The organism is bacterium (assembly GCA_021372615.1).
In the GTDB taxonomy this organism is placed as follows: Bacteria; Armatimonadota; Zipacnadia; order Zipacnadales; family UBA11051; genus JAJFUB01.
The window spans coordinates 15,490-32,036 of record JAJFUB010000131.1; the positions used below are offsets into that span (position 1 = coordinate 15,490).

Below are 16,547 nucleotides of genomic sequence, written 5' to 3' on the forward strand. Positions count from 1 at the left end.
CGGCTCGTGTCGTTTCTGTTAGCCCACGTCTAGCGGCGCCGGAGGAAGGCCGGGATGTCTATGTCGTCCTCGTCGTAGGTCGGCTCTTCCTGGTACGGGGTAGCGCGGCGTGGCTGGGTCTGTTCGGACGCGGTCTCGGGCTGGGCGGGGGCGGCCGTGGCCGCTGCCGCGGGCGCTGAGGCTGGACTCGAGGCAGCCGCTTCCTTCGTCGCCGGGGCTTCCGCGGCGGGCTCGCGCTGCTCGAAGCCGGTCGCCAGCACCGTGATCCGCACGGTGCCCTCCATCTTGTCGTCAATCACCGCGCCGAGGGTCAGGTCCGTCTCATCGCCGTCGCCGCTGGCGGCTTCCTGCACGATGCGCGCGGCGGCATGGATCTCGTCGAGCGTCAGGTCGGGACCGCCCGTGACGTTGAGCAGGACGGCGCCGGCGCCGGCGATGCTGGTCTCCAGCAGCGGGCTGTTGATCGCGGCCTGCGCGGCGTCGGTGGCCCGGTTCTGGCCGGAGGATTCGCCAATGCCCATCATGGCCGTCCCGGCGTCCGCCATCACGGCGCGCACGTCAGCGAAGTCGAGGTTGATGAGACCCGGCACAACGATGACTTCGCTGATGCCCTTGACGCCCTGCTGCAGCACGGTGTCCGCGAAGGCGAAGGCCTCCTTGAGCGTCAGTTCCTTCTCGGCCAGGGACAGCAGGCGATCATTCGGGATGACGATGAGGGTGTCCACGTTGGCCTTCAGGCGCGCCAGGCCCTCTTCAGCCAGCTTGGTGCGCTTCTTGCCTTCGACGGAGAAGGGCTTGGTGACGACGGCAACCGTGAGGGCGCCCAGCTCCTTGGAGATCTCCGCCACAATGGCGCTGGCGCCCGTGCCGGTGCCGCCGCCCATCCCAGCGGTGATGAACACCATGTCGGCCCCGTCGAGGGCGATCATGATGTCCTGACGGCTCTCCTCGGCGGCCTTGCGGCCCAGCTCGGGGTTGCCGCCGGTGCCCAGACCGCGGGTCAGCTCGGCGCCGATCTGCAGCTTGCAGTCCGCCGCCGACAGGTCAAGCACCTGGTTGTCGGTGTTGACCGCCAGGTACTCCACACCCATGAGTCCGGACTCAATCATCCGGTCCACGGCATTCGAGCCACCGCCGCCGACACCCACCACTCGGATCTTGGCGTATTCCTCCACATTGGGCCTGAGCATGGACTCCGGCGCCTCCTTACTTGATCAGGGCTTCGGGGACCGACAAGTCACGTGGACCGTGGCAGCGAAGTGAAGCAATTATAGTTGCGGCCTAGAACGGTGTCAACGAAACAAGCCGCCACGGGCGGGAGATTGCCCGTCGTTGCCATCCACACCTTCATGGTCTGGCAACATTTTGCAGAGCATTCCGCTTCTGCGGATCACCGCCCCATGTCTTTGAGCAAATCCCGGAAGTCGTCCAGGGTCTTGCGGAAGCCCTGAAACAGGATGCCATAGTCGGAGGCCAGGGCGATGAACTGCGCCCCGCGCTCGATCAGCCAGCGCGTGTGCTCGGGGTTGAGCCCCGGCGCCCCCCACCACTTGCCCACCGCGCGGCAGGCCTGCCCCACCCGCTCCTGCGCCGCCAGCACCTTCTCATGGCGGTACTGCTTGGCCACGCCATAGCTCTGCGACAGATCGCCCGGCCCCACCAGAATACCGTCAATGCCGTCCACCCCGATGATCTCCTCGATGACGTCCACACCCTCGTAGTCCTCGATCTGCACCAGGATGAAGGTCTCGCGGTTGAGGCCCGCCAGGTCGTCCTCGTGCAGGCCGAACAGCGTGTCGGCGCCGACGCCATCCATGCCCCGCCGGCCCACCGGCGCATACTTGGCGTTGTAGACGGCGAACTCGGCCTCGGCCTTTGTCTTGATGTGCGGGACCATGATGCCGGCGGCGCCGTCCTCAAGCGGGCGGAAGTAGTCGGCATAGGAGTCCTTGCGGATGCGGACCACCGAGTCGCAGTCACCCGCGCGGGCTGCCAGCGTCATCACCGCTGCGTCCTGGTAGCTGAAGTCGCGGTGCTCCATGTCCACCCACACGCCATCGAACCCCATCCGGGCGGCCATCTCCGTCAGACGCCACGAGTAGGTGAAGCTGGGGTTGGTGATGAGGGCGACGCCGCCCCCGCGAATGACCTCGAGTATCTTGCTCCTGCGCATGCGAACCATCCTGTGCTACATAGTAGGAGAGGCGTGGCTCCTTCGAGACGTGGGGCAGGAGGACCTGCCCGCAACGGCGGGTCTCGCGGAAGTTGCGTCGAAGCGGTCCGTGCGCTACAATTCCGCCTGTTCATCCCCCGCAAGCCGTCGCAGCGTCCGCGCCCGGGGCGATCTGTTCCCACTGAGGTCAACTCATGCCGTATTCGTTGCGCCGCTTGCTGATCGGATCACCGCTGGCCACCAGCCGCATGACGCATGAGCGCATCGGCCCCGTGGTCGGGCTTTCCGTGTTCTCCGCTGACGCGCTGTCCTCCGTCGCCTACGGGACCGAGGAGGTGCTCCTGGCCCTGGCGCTGGCGGGCGTCGCCGGGCTGCAGGTGTCCATCTACCCCGCCATCGCCATCGCCATTCTCATCTGCATCGTGGCTTTCTCGTACCGCCAGACGATCCTGGCCTACCCCGATGGCGGCGGCGCATACATCGTGGCTCGCGAGAACCTCGGGGTGATGCCCGGTCTCATCGCCGGTGCTGCACTGCTGGTGGACTACATCCTCACCGTGGCTGTGAGCGTCACTTCGGGGGTCGCGGCCGTCATCTCGGCCTGTCCGGCTCTACTCGAGTACCGTGTGCTGCTCGCGGTAGTCGTCATTGCGTTCGTCGCCCTGGTCAACCTGCGCGGCACCCGCGAGTCGGGGTTCTTCTTCGCCGTGCCGACGTACGTGTTCATCTTCTCAATTCTCGCACTCATCGCCGTCGGGCTCGTGCGTACTGCCTACCCACCGGTGCCGGAGGTCATGAACCCGGCGTGGCTGCCCGCGGTGCCGGCGCCGCTGACGCTCTTTCTAGTGCTCCGGGCGTTCGCCTCCGGCTGCGCGGCCCTGACCGGCATCGAGGCGGTCGCCAACGGCGTGCAGGCTTTCCGCACGCCCTCCGCCCAGAACGCCGTCAAGGTCATGGTGGCCCTGGCGGCGCTCCTATTCGTGATGTTCATCGGCATCAGTTGGCTCGCACACGTGTATCATGTCACGCCCGATCCCCACGCCCGCGAGACGGTCGTGTCACAGATCGCCGAGGCGGTCTTCGGGCGCGGCCCGATCTACATGGTGGTCCAGTTCTCGACGGCCGTCATCCTGTTCCTGGCGGCCAACACCAGCTTCGCCGGCTTCCCGAGGCTGCTGTCGCTGCTGGCCCGCGATGGCTACGTGCCGCGCCAACTGGCTCACCTCGGCGACCGCCTGGTCTACAGTAACGGCATCGTCCTGCTGGGAAGCGCGGCCATCGCGCTGGTCATCATTTTCGGCGGGCTGACCCACGCGCTCATTCCGCTGTACGCAGTGGGCGTCTTCCTGGCCTTTACCCTCTCGCAGACGGGCATGGTGGTCCGCTGGCTGCGCCTGAAGGGACAGCATTGGCAACTGAACCTGATCGTCAACAGCGTGGGGGCCCTGACCACCTGCCTGGTTCTCTCGATCATTCTGGCTGTCAAGTTCATGGCCGGGGCGTGGATGGTGGCCCTGTTCCTCCCTGTGATGGTCTTCCAGTTCATCTCCACCCACCGGCACTACGCCGGCGTGGCCGAGCTGCTGCGCCTGGACGTCATCGAGAAGCTGCCGGTGCGCCCCACCCGCGTGATCGTCCCGGTGGCGGGCCTGCACAAGGGCGTGCTGCGGGCCCTGCGCTTCGCTGTGGGCCTCAATTGCCCCGTGCAGGCGGTGCATGTGGCGACACTGGCGGATGAGGCGGAGAAGCTGAAGAAACAGTGGGAGAAGCTGCAGGTAGACATCCCCCTTGTCATCCTGGAGTCGCCCTACCGCTCGCTGGCCGCGCCGCTGCTGGACTACGTGGACGCGGCCCTCGCAGCCGACCCGGAAGCCTTCGTGGCGGTCGTCATCCCCGAGTTCGTCCCCCAGCACTGGCGCCACGCGGTGCTGCACAACCAGTCGGCCGTGCTGTTGCAGTTCGCCCTGCGCTCGCGGCCCAACGCGGTCCTCATCTCCATCCGCTACCTGCTCAGTGAGGCTGCGCGCGCCAAGCAGGAGTCCAACCGCCCCGAGGCCGCCTCAGGGGCGCCGGTCCAGGCGCCTGATACTGCCCCCGCCCCGGCCGCTGCGCCCCCGCCAGGCAGCACAGGGGTCGCGGCGGCGGGACCTTCGGAGGACGATCCGCCGCCCTCCGCCACCGACTAGCCACAGGGCAATCGCCGTCCCCACTTCCCGTACTGTTGACGCACTCCTGGAGGAGCAATAGCCGATGCCGCATTCACTGCGCCGCCTGCTGCTGGGCACACCCCTGGCGACTAGTCGGATGATGCACGAACGGATCGGTCCTGCCGTGGGGCTCTCGGTCTTCTCAGCCGATGCTCTCTCTTCGGTCGCCTATGGCACTGAAGAGGTGCTATTGGCGCTGGTCGTGGCCGGTAGCGCGGGGCTGCAGCTCTCGATCTACCCGGCCATCGGGATCGCGATCCTCATCACCATCGTCGCCTTCTCCTATCGCCAGACCATCCTGCACTACCCGGACGGCGGCGGAGCGTACATTGTGGCGAAGGACAACCTGGGCACCCGTGCCGGCCTCGTAGCCGGGGCGGCGCTGCTGGTGGACTATGTCCTGACCGTCGCGGTGAGCGTCACGTCGGGGGTGGCCGCCGTTGTGTCCGCGGCGCCCGGTCTGGCCGAACACCGGGTCGCCATCGCGCTGGTGATGATCACCTTCGTGGCCCTGGTCAATCTCCGAGGAACACGCGAGTCGGGCGCATTCTTCGCCGTGCCGACGTACCTGTTCATCCTGTCCATGCTGGGCCTGATCGCCGCCGGACTGATCCGCAATCTTCACGGCCCGATCCCGGAGGGGGCGCGTTCGGACTGGCTGATGGAGTGGGGCCAGCGCGAGGAACTCCACGCCTTGACCTTCTTCCTCATCCTGCGGGCGTTTGCGTCGGGCTGCGCCGCTCTCACCGGCATCGAGGCCGTCGCTAACGGCGTGCGGGCCTTCCGGGAACCCGCGGCGCATAACGCCATCAGGGTCATGACGGCGTTGGCCGCGCTGCTGTTCACGATGTTCATCGGCATCAGTTGGCTGGCACATGCTTACCATATCGTGCCCGACCCGACCCTCAAGGAGACGGTGGTGTCGCAGATCGCGGCCCTGGTCTTTGGCCGGGGGCTGGTCTACTACGTCATCCAGGCCGCCACCGCCATGATCCTGTTCCTGGCGGTCAACACCAGCTTCGCCGACTTCCCCCGGCTCAGCTCCCTGCTCGCCCGCGACGGCTTCATGCCGCGCCAGTTTGCTCACCTGGGCGACCGCCTGGTCTTCAGCAATGGCATCATCATCCTGGCACTGGCCGCCAGCGTGCTGGTACTGCTCTTCCAGGGCCTGACCCACTACCTCATCCCTCTGTATGCGGTCGGCGTGTTCCTCGCGTTCACCCTGTCGCAGACCGGCATGGTGGTCCGCTGGTGGCGGAAGCGCGAGCCCGGCTGGCAGGCGGGCATGGTCATCAACGGCATCGGCGCCGTCACGACCTGTGTCGTCTTGTGTGTCATTCTGATGGTGAAGTTCACCCATGGCGCGTGGATGGTGGCAGTGCTGCTGCCGCTGCTGGTGCTGGAGTTCCGGGCCATCAAGCAGCACTACGCCGGGGTGGGGCGCCTGCTGAAGCTGGACAAGATCGAGAAGGTGCCCGTGCGGCCCACAACGGTCATCATCCCCGTGGCCGGCCTGCACAAGGGCGTCATCCGGGCCCTGCGGTTTGCGGCCGGGCTGCACACCCCTGCCCGGGCCGTGCATATCGCCACCAACCCCGAAGAGGCCGAGAAGCTCAAGCAGCAGTGGGGGCAGCTTGATCTCGACATCCCGCTGGAGATCGTGGATTCGCCATACCGGTCCCTGAGCGGGCCGCTGCTGGACTATGTGGATGCCCTCCTGGCGGCCGACCCGCAGTCGTTCGTGGCTGTCATCATCCCGGAGTTCGTCCCGCAGCACTGGCGCCACGCTTTCCTGCACAACCAATCCGCCATCCTTCTCTCCTTCGCCCTGCGCTCGCGTCCCAACGCGGTTCTCATTACAGTACGCCACGCGCTCGCCGAGGACACGCCGCCTGCCGCGCCGTCGGCAGGACCCGCGCCGGCTGAGGGCGAACCTAACGATGGTCGTCCATGAAGGCGTTGTGATCGGAGATCCATGAGCAGCTTCCGTCGCGCCCTTCGCTGGCTGCAGCCCGGTCTCGGCGTCAAACGCTGGGTCCTGCTGCTCATCCTCGGCCTGGTGTTGGTGGGCCTGGGGGCCCTGCTGAGCTTCAACCTGCTGCTTGGCGAGCTGATCGCCAGCATCGGCAGCACCGATCAGGCGGCGCGGGTCGGGCTGCTGGTGCTGCTGGTCGGGCTCATCGTCGTCGCGGTGTCGTTCGTGGCCGTAGTGCGCAACATCGCCCGGGCGCTTTTGCCTGACGAGACGCAACTGGTGGACCGCATGTGGCAGCAGCGGCGCCTGGGCAGCGGCCTGAAGATCGTGGCCCTGGGTGGTGGGACCGGCCTGTCGTCCCTCCTGCGCGGCCTCAAGGCCTTCACAACCAACCTCACGGCGATCGTCGTGGTCTCCGACGACGGTGGCAGTTCCGGCCGCCTGCGCAAGGAGATGCCTTCGCTCACGCTGGCTCCCGGCGACATCCGCAACTGCCTGGCCGCCCTGGCCGATGAAGAGCCCCTGATGACGCAGATGCTCCAGTACCGCTTCGATGAGCGGGCCCCGGAGCTGGGCGGGCACAGCCTGGGCAACCTGCTCATCGCCGCCCTGGAGCACATCACCGGCGATTTTGAGGCGGCCATTCTCGAGACCAGCCGCGTCCTGGCCATTCGCGGCAAGGTGCTCCCCCCCACCCTCGACAGCGTGCGGCTGTGCGCGCGCCTGCAGGACGGGCAGCAGCTCCGGGGTGAGAGCAGCATCAGCCAGTCGCCCTGCGCCATTGACTATGTGTACCTGGATCCGCCGGATCCGGAGCCGCTGCCCGAGGTGCTGGAGGCCATCGCGGCCGCCGACCTGATCGTCATTGGCCCCGGCAGCCTGTACACCAGTCTGGTGCCGAACCTGCTTGTGCCCCGGCTGGCGCAGACCATTGCTGCTTCCAGCGCCGCCCGGGTCTATGTGTGCAACATCATGACCCAGCCCGGCGAGACCGACCACATGACCGCTGTGGACCACGCCCAGGCTCTGCGGCGGCATGTGGACGTCCCCATCTTCGAGTATGTGGTGCTCAACGAACAGCGGCCGCGCCGGGAAGTGATGGAGCGCTACGCGGCGTCAGGCGCCGAGTTCATCGTGCCGGATGTGCGGCAGATCGCCAAACTCGGGTACATCCCGATCACGGCTTCGCTGCTCCAGGAGGACGGGTTCGTCCGCCACGATCCGCAGCGACTGGCGCGGCTGCTCGTAGACCTGGCGCAGTAGCGCCATGGGCGTTCTGCACGGCTGACGTGGTTGCAGAGAGCGGTTGACAGTGGGTTGGCAAACAGTATAATGACATACTGTTTGATCGCGGTGCTCCGACTACCCCCCTGCGCCGTCCCCGGACATCGCTTCAGACGGGTCCAATACTGCCCCGCACCTGCGGAGGAGGGATATAGACATGGCTGTTAAGGTAGGCATCAACGGTTTCGGACGCATCGGCCGGCAGGTCTTCAAGGCCATCTGGGAGCGCTTCCAGGGGGAGGTCGAAGTCGTCGCCGTCAACGACCTCACTGACGACAAGACGCTGGCTCACCTGCTCAAGTATGACAGCATCTACGGCAAGTTCGGTGGCTGCATCGCCGTCGGCGACGACGTGAAGATCGACGGCTACACCAGCGAGGCCCCCGTCGGCACGCTGCTCGTGGACGGCAAGGCCGTCTACAGCCTGGCCGACAAGAACCCCGCCAACCTTCCGTGGGCTGCGCTGGGCGTCGAAGTGGTCCTGGAGTCCACCGGCCGCTTCACCGAGGCCGACAAGGCCGGCATGCACCTGCAGGCCGGCGCCAAGAAGGTCGTCATCTCCGCCCCGGCCAAGGGCGACGTGAAGACGATCGTTCTGGGCGTCAACGACGACACGTATTGCCCCAAGTCCCACCACATCCTGTCGAACGCCTCCTGCACGACCAACTGTCTGGCCCCGATGTGCAAGGTGCTGGAAGAGAACTGGGGCATCGTGCGCGGTCTGATGACCACCATCCACAGCTATACCAACGACCAGGTCATCCTGGACTTCCCGCACAAGGACCTGCGCCGCACCCGCGCCGCGGCCCTGAACATGATCCCGACCACCACCGGCGCCGCCAAGGCCATCGGTGAGGTCCTCCCGTCCCTGAAGGGCAAGATGAACGGCTATGCCATGCGCGTGCCGACCCCGACCGGTTCGGCCACCGACCTGACCGTTGAGCTGGCCAAGCCCGCCTCCGCCGAGGAGATCAACGCGGCGTACAAGGCGGCCGCTGAGGGCGCGCTCAAGAACATCCTGGCCTACACCGACGAGCCCATCGTCCTGTCCGACATCGTGGCCGATCCCCATTCCTGCATCATTGACGGCCTGATCACCCAGGTCATTGACGGCAACTTCGTCAAGGTCCTCGGCTGGTACGACAATGAGTGGGGTTACAGCAACCGCACCGCTGAGCTGATGAAGCTGATCGGCGAGAAGGGGCTCTAGACCCACGCGACGAATGATACGGCGGAGTCGGCAACGACTCCGCCGTTTTCGTGCGAGGCTGAAGGCGAGGCCCTGCCATGTTGGGGCGCATGATTCGCAACCTGATCCTGATAGGCATCTCGGCGACAGTGGCCCTGCATCTGTTACAGGCCTTTGTCTTCAGCAAGATGATGCACCACTAACCGTCGCGGGCCGGAGGCCTCGGGCCTCCGTGGGCCTGCCCCATTCTCGGTTCAGGCTGGAGGAATGGCACATGAACAAGCAGACCATCAAGGACGTGGACCTGAGCGGACAGGTCGTGCTGGTCCGCGTGGATTTCAACGTGCCGCTGGACAGCGGCCGCATCACCGATGACACGCGCATCAGCGCTGCCCTCCCTACCCTCAAGGCGCTGTCGAGCAGCAAGCTGGTGCTGTGCTCGCACCTGGGGCGCCCCGAGGGCAAGCGCAACCCCGAGGAGAGCCTGGCGCCCTGTGCCGCGAGGCTGGCCGAGCTGCTCGGCAAGAACGTCCCCTTCGTGGACGATTGCATCGGCCCCAAGGTCGCCGACGCGGTTGCCAAGATGCAGCCGGGCGATGTCATCCTCCTGGAAAACACCCGCTTCTACCCCGGCGAGGAGAGCAAGGACAAGGAGCAGATGCTCGCCTTCGCCAAGGAGTTGGCGGCGCCCGCCCAGGCGTTCGTCAACGACGCCTTCGGCAGCTCGCACCGCAAGCACGCCAGCGTCTACGGCGTCACGCAGTTCCTGTCGCCGAACGTGGCGGGACTGCTGGTCGAGCTCGAGGTCTCCAAGCTGGAGCAGCTCTACAACGCCCCCGGTGAAGGCTTCGTGGTGGTGCTGGGCGGCAAGAAGGTCAAGGACAAGATCGGGGTCATCACGAGCCTGCTGCCGCGCTGCGAGAAGATGCTCATCGGCGGCGCGATGACGTGGGCGTTCTTCAAGGCCCGCGGCCTGGAGGTCGGTGCGAGCTACTGCCCCGACGATGCCGTCGAGCAGGCTAAGCAGATTGACGTGGACATGAAGGACTACCTCGGCAAGATGATCCTGCCGGTGGATGTCAACATGCAGAACGTGGCCGGCGACCACAGCAGCAAGTTCGCCGCGGCCGACCAGATCGAGCCGGGCTGGGATGCCCAGGATATCGGCCCGAAGTCTGCCACGATGTTCGCCGACATCGTCCGCGCCGCCCAGACCGTCTTCTGGAATGGCCCGATGGGCCACTTCGAGGTCAAGCCCTTCGATGCGGGGACGCTGGAAGTGGCGAAGGCCATGGGCGACTGCCCGGGCTTCAACGTCATCGGTGGCGGCGACTCGGTCGCGGCCGTCACGCAGATGGGCCTGGAAGACAAGATTGATCACGTCTCGACCGGCGGCGGCGCCTCCCTCGAGTTCCTCGAGAAGGGCAGCCTGCCGGGCGTGGACGCGCTGGACGACAAGTAGGGGGAGCACCGGAGCCGTTGGAGGGGCCGGCTATCAGCCGGCCCGCCGTCTGCTCCGCTAGCCACATCGCAACTGATGTCACCAACGACGGGCCGGCTGCTAGCCGGCCCCTCCAACGGAGGAAGACGATATGCGCAAGCCAATCATGGCCGGAAACTGGAAGATGAACTGCGACAACGCGGAAGCGTGCAAGCTCGCCTGTGGCGTCGTGGAGAACATGGGCTGTCCCGGGCAGGCCGAAGTCGTGCTGGGCGTGCCCGCCACCGCCCTGACCACCGTCGTCAACTGCACGAAGGACTCGCCGGTCGAGGTCGCGGCCCAGAACATGTTCTGGGCGGACAAGGGCGCCTACACGGGTGAGATCTCGGCCGCCATGATCCTGTCCACCGGCGCCCAGTGGGTCATCATCGGCCACTCCGAGCGCCGCGGCCGCTTCGGCAAGCTCGAAGACGGCTGGACCGACGCCCATGTCGCCTACTTCGCCGACAGCGACGTGACCGTCAACGCCAAGACCAAGCAGGCACTCAAGGCTGGGCTCAAGCCCATCGTGTGCTGCGGCGAGCTGCTGAGCGAGCGCCAGGCCGGGCAGGCTGATGCCGTCGTCGCCGGGCAGGTCAAGGCCATGCTCGACGGCCTCGCCCCCGAGGACGTCGCCAAGATGGTCATCGCCTACGAGCCGGTGTGGGCCATCGGCACGGGCGAGGTCTGCGACGCGGACGAGGCCGACCGCATCTGCGGCATCGTCCGCGCCACGGTCGCCGCGGTCGCGGGCCAGACTGTCGCCGACGGCCTCCGCGTCCTGTACGGCGGCAGCGTCAAGGCCGACAACGTCGAGGGCCTCATGGCCAAGCCGAACATTGACGGCGGGCTGGTGGGCGGGGCCTCGCTGAAGGTGGACGGCTTCGTGCCGCTGATCGCGGCCGCCAAGGCGTCCGTGGAGTAGGCCGGATCTACCACCCAGAACATGACCAGGCCCGGCAGTTGCCGGGCCTGGTTCGCGAGTCCGGGAGCGTCTGGGCCGCCGCTAGTTCGTGTGGAAGAACCGTATGGCTACCTGCGAATCGCCCGTGATCGTGGTCCACGACAGCCACTTGCAGTGGCCGTCGAAGAAGGCCATGTTGGCGCCTCCGTTGTGCCGGTTGGAGATGGATTGGGTGAGGTCGGGGCTGTTGATGGGGCAGTAGGTGTACATCCAGTTCCAGCCGGCGGTCGGGTAGGCGTCACAGAACATGTTGACCTCGGCCGGGTACTTGAAAACGGCCAGCGAGATCGATCCGCCCGGCTGCCGGTACGGCAGATGATGCTGGCACCGACCGTAGTCCGTGATGGTGCCGGCCACCGAATTCGCACTGGGGCACTTGAGCGCCTGGGTGTTCTTCATGTAGGGCTGGATGACCATGAACCAGTATGCGGTGATCGGCATGGAGCCGAGCGCCGGGTCCCAGTTCTGCGCGTACGGCAGCATCTCGTCATAGTCCTCGATGTACATCATCTGCGCCAGCGCGACCTGCTTGAGGTTGCTCAGGCACGACGTCTGACGCGCCTTCTCCCGGGCCTTGGCAAAGACCGGGAACAGGATCGCTGCCAGAATGGCGATGATGGCGATGACGACGAGCAGCTCGATGAGTGTGAAACCTCTCTTCATGCTTGTGCCTTCTCCTTGTATCTGGATTGCAGGTCAGGCGGCAGGATATCCGGAATAGAGTGCTTCGTCAAGTCACTATCTGGCTGCGATGCGGCATGGGTATGCCTTTGCGCCGGGTATGTGACTGTGTTATACTCACCCGGTCTGACAATCCCACGAACGGACGACCTGCCATGGCCAGCAGAGGCTCCGGCCCCAGCCGCATCCCCTTCAACAAGCTCTGCGACATCTTCGTGAACGTCATCGAGCGCGTGCTGACCGAGCGTGCCCTGGAGGGCGCGCCCTGCTTCGACCTGTCGGACTCGCAGTGGCAGGGCCTCCTGTTCATCCAGCGCCATCAGAAGTGCTCCATCCGGCACCTCGCCGAGGGGCTCGCAGTCAGTCACCCGGCGGCCGTCAAGCTGGTGGAGCGTCTGGTCCGCAAGGACCTCATCGAGCGCCACGAGAGTGAGAGCGACCGGCGCGTGGTGGAACTGCAGCTCAGTGCAACCGGCCGGCGTTGCGCGGACTTCGTGCGCGACCAGCGTGCCCGCGGCCTCGAACGCATCATGAGCCGCCTGGAGAGCGACGACGCCGACGACCTGCGACGCGGGCTCCACGCCTTCGTCGAGGCAGCTCTCGACCACGAGCAGGTCGTCTCGAAGGTCTGCCTGCGCTGCGGCGTGGAGCATGTCGGCGAGTGCCTCGTCAGCCAGGCGCGCGACGAACTCAGCCCGGCGGCCGCCTCGGAAGTCTGATCCCTCCCCCCCTGCCCGCAGGACTCCACGCACCGCCGGCGAACTCTTTCGCCGGCCGCGTTCATTCGCGGCCCTCTCCCCTCCCTGGAGGTCGGCCACATGGCAACCATCTACGTCCCCTTCTACAGTCGCTACGGCAATGTCGAGCAGATGGCGTTGGCGGTGGCCGAGGGGGTGCGCCAGGGCGGCGGCGAGCCGACCGTGGCCTTCGTCGGCGACCCGATCACCCCGACGGAAGTCATCGCCGCCGACGCGCGGTGGCAGCAGAACCTCGACCGGCTGCGGGAGCAGTACCCGGCCGCCACGGTGGACGAGCTTGGTGCCGCCGACGGCGCGATCTTCGGTGCCCCCACCCGCTATGGCAACATGGCCGCCCAGATGAAGGCCTTCTTTGACCAGACGGGGAAGCTCTGGCTGTCTGGCGCGACGATCAACAAGCCGGCCGCCTTCTTCACCTCGACCTCCACCTTGCACGGCGGCCAGGAGATGACGATCGTCGCCAGCTATGCACCGCTGATCCACCTCGGCTACGTCGTGGCCGGGGTGCCCTACTCGGTGACACAGCTCTTCACTACCACCATGGGGGGAACCCCCTACGGGCCCAGCCACGTGGCCGGCCCGAACTCCGACCAGCCCCTGACCGAGGACGAGCGCGCCATCTGCTTGGCCCTCGGGGATCGCGTGGCGAGGCTGGCCGAGGCCCTCAAAGGAGTCCGTTGACGATGCCTGAAGCTCTCGATGTCGCCGCGCCGCTGGTCCGCCTGTCCCCCACCGGGGGGCAGTTCTTCTTCGGCTACTATGATCTCCCCGCGGCCGACGCCCGGGGCCGGCACTTGTGCCTGCAGGTGCCGTTCCGCGACCACTTCCCCACCCCGGAGGACAAGGCGCTGCTCGGGTGGCTGCCGCTGCCGACGGCAGGCGGCTTAGCCGCCGAGCCGCACCTCGACGTCTTCGGCGAGACCGTCGCCTGGAACTTCCAGCAAAGCTGCATGTTGCAGTGGCTCCCGCAGCCCGACGTCTGCCTGTACAACACCTTCGGCGACGGCGCCTTCGGCTGCTGCATCCACAACCTCGCCACCGGCGCGCAGCGTCATCTACCCCGCGCGGTGACCAACGTCGCGCAGGACGGCACCAAGGCCGTGTGTGTCAACATGCCGCGCATCTACGACTTCCGCCCCGGCTATGGCTATGAGGAGATCAAGGACCCCTTCACGGACATCGCCGCCCCCGCCGACGATGGCGTGTACTTGATGGACCTGGCCACTGGCGACAGCCGCATGATCCTGTCGCTGGCCGAGGCCGTGGACTTCCTGGCCGCCCACGGCGAGGAGATCGTCGGCCGCAAGGTCGTCATCAACCACATCACCTTCAACCCCTCCGCCGATCGCTACCTGTTCCTGCTGCGCAACTTCCCCGAGCCCGCCGGGCGCTGGGACACGTGGCTGGTCACGGCCGACAGCAACGGCGGCGACCTGCGCTACCACAACTGCCACGGCATGGCGTCCCATTACCACTGGCGCGATGACCGCACGATGCTCTTCTACATGATGGCCGGCCCGAAGGACCCGCAACTCATCCTCGTGGACGACGTGACGGGCGAGCACCAGCTCATCAACGCCGAGCTGTTCCGCGCCGACGGCCACTGCTCGTACTCGCCGAACCTGAAGTGGATGCTCTACGACAGTTACCCGGACTCGTCCCCGGATCACCTGCGGACGCTCTACGTGTACTCCGTGGAGCGCGATGAGCTGATCACGCTGGGCCGCTTCCGCGCTGAGGCCTACACGCGCGAAAACGTGGACCTGCGCTGCGACCTGCACCCGCGCTGGATGCCCGACGGCAAGTCGGTCAGCTTCGACAGCATCCACGAGGGCTTCCGCGGCGTGTACTGGATGGACTTGAGCGGGATCGTGGACTAACCGCTGGGGTCTGTCCCCGCAGCGACGGCGCAGCCGATTGGCAGGGGGCTGACCCCACCAGCGTAGACGGGGACAGCCCCGGATACGGCTCGGGACAGTCCCCTCCGCCTTGCGCCCCAGGCCGCCCCTATCGTACAATCGCGACCGCGTCAGACCGACGCGAGACTACAACAGAGGTTCTGTCTATGCTCAGCGACCTGGAAATCGCCCAACAGGCCACCATCAAGCCCGTTGCCGAGGTGGCCGCCGGCATCGGCCTGCAGGACGACGAACTCGAGTTCTACGGCCGCTACAAAGCCAAGGTCCACCTATCGGTCCTGGACCGCCTGGCGGATCGCCCGGATGGCAAGCTCGTACTCGTGACAGCCGTCACGCCCACGCCACTGGGCGAGGGCAAGACAGTCACGACCCTCGGCCTGACCCAGGGGCTGCGCCACATCGGCGAGCGGGCGATCTCGACCATCCGCCAACCGAGCATGGGCCCGGTCTTCGGCATCAAGGGCGGCGCGGCCGGGGGCGGATATGCGCAGGTCATCCCCATGGAGGACCTCAACCTGCACTTCACGGGCGACATTCACGCCGTGGCTGCGGCGACGAACCTGCTGGCCGCCGGCATTGACGCCAGCATCTGGCATAGCAACCCGCTCAACATTGACCCGTACTCCATCAGTTGGCGGCGGGTCATTGACATGAACGACAACTTCCTGCGCAACATCGTCGGCGGCCTGGGGACGAAGAACGACGGCCGGCCTCGCCAGACAGGCTTCGACATTGCCGTGGCGTCGGAAGTCATGGCGATCCTGGCGCTGTCGAGCGACCTGCAGGACCTTCGCCGGCGTCTCGGGCGGATCCAGGTGGCCTCCACCACCGACGGCGAGCCGGTCACGGCCGATGATCTGGGCTTCGGCGGGGCGATGACAGTGCTGATGAAGGACGCCCTGATGCCCAACCTCATCCAGGGGCTAGACAACGGCGCCTGCTTTGTCCACGCGGGGCCCTTCGCCAACATCGCCATCGGCACCAACTCCATCGTCGCCGACCGCATCGCACTGAAGCTGGGCGACTACTGCGTCACCGAGGCCGGCTTCGGCGCGGACATGGGCGCGGAGAAGTTCCTGGACATCAAGTGCCGCGTGGGGCACATGCAGCCGAGCTGCGTGGTCATCGTGGCGACCATCAAGGCCATGAAGCTGCACGGCGGGGCCTTCAAGTTCCCGCCCGGCAAGAAGCCCCCGACCCAGGAGATCGAGACCCCCAACCCGGCGGCGGTGGAAAAGGGTGTGCAGAACCTGGTGAAGCACGTGGAGAACATGGTGGGGTTCGGCCTGCCCGTGGTCGTCGCCATCAACCGCTTCCCCTACGACACGCCCGAGGAGATCGAGATTGTGGCCCGCGCGGCCAGGCAGGCCGGAGCGCTCGCGGCTGTGGAGAGCTTCGTGCACGGTCGCGGTGGAGAGGGTGGAGCGGACCTGGCCCATGCGGTCAAGGCAGCCTGCCAGGCGCCGTCGGACTTCCGCTATCTGTACGAGCTGGATGAGCCGATCAAGGCCAAGATCGAGAAGATCGCCACGAGCATCTACGGCGCGGCGGGCGTGGACTACGAGCCGGAGGCCGAGAAGAAGATTAAGGCTTTCGAGGAGCAGGGCCTGGGCAACCTGCCCATCTGCATGGCCAAGACTCACCTGTCGTTGAGCCACGACCCGAACGTGAAGGGCCGCCCGACCGGATACCGCCTGCCGATCCGCGACGTGCGCCCCTCCGTGGGCGCGGGGTTCCTGTACCCGCTGTGCGGCACGATGAGCACCATGCCCGGCCTGCCCACGCGCCCGGCGGCGGTGGACGTGGGAATTGACGAGGCAGGGAACATCGTCGGGCTCTTCTAGGCGTAGCAGGCGCGTGGGCGCGCGTGTCCCCGCGCGCGCAGTGGTTCGAGGGCCGGACGGCTGCTGCCCGTCC

Annotated in this window: 13 protein-coding genes; 10 read left to right on the forward strand and 3 right to left on the reverse strand. The window is 66.6% G+C overall.

The annotated features are described in order from the left end of the window. Positions 1-29 precede the first annotated feature (29 nt). Both ftsZ and LLH23_19310 read right to left on the reverse strand, forming a co-directional pair. Positions 30-1,190 (reverse strand): cell division protein FtsZ, encoded by a 1,161-nt coding sequence (gene ftsZ, locus LLH23_19305; protein ID MCE5240613.1) that lies wholly within the window; start codon positions 1,188-1,190, stop codon positions 30-32. A 200-nt stretch (positions 1,191-1,390) separates the two neighbouring features. Next, a complete protein-coding gene (locus LLH23_19310; protein MCE5240614.1) occupies positions 1,391-2,173 on the reverse strand; it encodes a hypothetical protein in 783 nt (260 codons plus the stop codon). Between the two features lie 194 nt (positions 2,174-2,367). On the opposite strand from LLH23_19310, the gene LLH23_19315 reads away from it, so the two are divergent. The 6 genes from LLH23_19315 to tpiA all read left to right on the forward strand — a co-directional run bounded on the left by LLH23_19315 (position 2,368) and on the right by tpiA (position 11,233). After that, complete coding sequence (locus LLH23_19315; GenBank protein ID MCE5240615.1) at positions 2,368-4,359, forward strand: APC family permease; 1,992 nt, start codon at positions 2,368-2,370, stop codon at positions 4,357-4,359. Between the two features lie 64 nt (positions 4,360-4,423). Further along, the gene (locus LLH23_19320) at positions 4,424-6,334 is read left to right on the forward strand and encodes an APC family permease (GenBank protein ID MCE5240616.1); all 1,911 of its coding nucleotides are present in this window, start codon (positions 4,424-4,426) and stop codon (positions 6,332-6,334) included. Positions 6,335-6,355: 21 nt separating this feature from the next. Beyond that, on the forward strand, positions 6,356-7,618 hold the full coding sequence (locus LLH23_19325; GenBank protein ID MCE5240617.1) for a YvcK family protein: 1,263 nt from the start codon (positions 6,356-6,358) through the stop codon (positions 7,616-7,618). Between the two features lie 178 nt (positions 7,619-7,796). Next, a complete protein-coding gene (gene gap, locus LLH23_19330; protein MCE5240618.1) occupies positions 7,797-8,849 on the forward strand; it encodes a type I glyceraldehyde-3-phosphate dehydrogenase in 1,053 nt (350 codons plus the stop codon). Positions 8,850-9,102: 253 nt separating this feature from the next. After that, entirely contained in the window at positions 9,103-10,290 is a 1,188-nt protein-coding gene (locus LLH23_19335; protein MCE5240619.1) for a phosphoglycerate kinase, read from the forward strand. 130 nt (positions 10,291-10,420) lie between these two features. Next, positions 10,421-11,233 (forward strand): triose-phosphate isomerase, encoded by an 813-nt coding sequence (gene tpiA, locus LLH23_19340; protein ID MCE5240620.1) that lies wholly within the window; start codon positions 10,421-10,423, stop codon positions 11,231-11,233. 81 nt (positions 11,234-11,314) lie between these two features. On the opposite strand, the gene LLH23_19345 is transcribed toward tpiA, so the two are convergent. After that, the gene (locus LLH23_19345; protein MCE5240621.1) at positions 11,315-11,935 is read right to left on the reverse strand and encodes a DUF1559 domain-containing protein; all 621 of its coding nucleotides are present in this window, start codon (positions 11,933-11,935) and stop codon (positions 11,315-11,317) included. 173 nt (positions 11,936-12,108) lie between these two features. Between LLH23_19345 and LLH23_19350 the strand changes: the two genes are divergently transcribed. The 4 genes from LLH23_19350 (at position 12,109) to LLH23_19365 (ending at position 16,474) form a co-directional block, all read left to right on the forward strand. Next, on the forward strand, positions 12,109-12,672 hold the full coding sequence (locus LLH23_19350) for a MarR family winged helix-turn-helix transcriptional regulator (GenBank protein ID MCE5240622.1): 564 nt from the start codon (positions 12,109-12,111) through the stop codon (positions 12,670-12,672). A gap of 99 nt (positions 12,673-12,771) precedes the next feature. Next, positions 12,772-13,392 (forward strand): NAD(P)H:quinone oxidoreductase, encoded by a 621-nt coding sequence (gene wrbA / locus LLH23_19355; GenBank protein ID MCE5240623.1) that lies wholly within the window; start codon positions 12,772-12,774, stop codon positions 13,390-13,392. Between the two features lie 2 nt (positions 13,393-13,394). Beyond that, positions 13,395-14,591, forward strand: a complete 1,197-nt coding sequence (locus LLH23_19360; GenBank protein ID MCE5240624.1) for a hypothetical protein — start codon at positions 13,395-13,397, stop codon at positions 14,589-14,591. Between the two features lie 185 nt (positions 14,592-14,776). Continuing rightward, positions 14,777-16,474 carry a formate--tetrahydrofolate ligase gene (locus tag LLH23_19365; protein ID MCE5240625.1) on the forward strand — a complete coding sequence of 566 codons (1,698 nt, stop codon included), beginning with the start codon at positions 14,777-14,779 and terminating at the stop codon, positions 16,472-16,474. Positions 16,475-16,547 lie beyond the last annotated feature (73 nt).